Below are 538 nucleotides of genomic sequence, written 5' to 3'. Positions count from 1 at the left end.
CTATTGAATATACCGTATAGATTTGTTTATCATGATCTTGTATAAAATCGAGGTTTTCGAAGATTTTTGGGTAGCAACAATCATTGATAATACGGACATTATCAAAAATATCCTCAACACTTTTCCAGTCATCAAGTCGTAAAACATCGTTGGCGATAAACATATTTGCTATATCTCAAACTTTTTATAACTTGCCAATATTAGAGGGGTCGAAGTTTTTCATTGCTTCTTCCCTGTTTTTGGGGAGTGTCCCCTTGACAATATAACCAAAACCAACACCAGTATTATTGTAATCGGTGATACCTTTCTCTTTTTCTATTTCCCCAAGAGTTTTTTTCCCAAACCGACTTTCTAGCCGATCTGCCAGATCGTTGTATTCCTCCATAAAAATCCCTTCCTTTTATGTTTTTTGACATTATATACTCTTTTTTATAAAAAGTATATATGCTTTTTAAGTAAATACATATAGGTATAGTAATAAATCGGTAGTTTTCGGGAAAAGGGTAACAGTAACAACCCTTTATCCCTTATCTTAAAT

At 32.7% G+C, this 538-nt stretch carries 1 protein-coding gene; it reads right to left on the bottom strand.

Annotation, left to right across the window (positions count from 1 at the left end; all coding sequences use genetic code 11):
- Positions 1 to 184: 184 nt before the first annotated feature.
- Positions 185 to 385 carry a hypothetical protein gene (locus tag ACYVTD_RS15935; RefSeq protein WP_461248665.1) on the bottom strand — a complete coding sequence of 67 codons (201 nt, stop codon included), beginning with the start codon at positions 383 to 385 and terminating at the stop codon, positions 185 to 187.
- Positions 386 to 538 lie beyond the last annotated feature (153 nt).

Source organism: Treponema sp. R6D11 (assembly GCF_054786075.1).
Note: the sequence above shows the minus strand (reverse complement) of the source record. Positions and strands in the feature narration are given on the sequence as shown.

Excerpts from the sequence above, each read along its gene's own strand:
- ACYVTD_RS15935 (WP_461248665.1), bottom strand. The coding sequence starts at position 385 with ATGGAGGAATACAACGATCTGGCAGATCGGCTAGAAAGTCGGTTTGGG.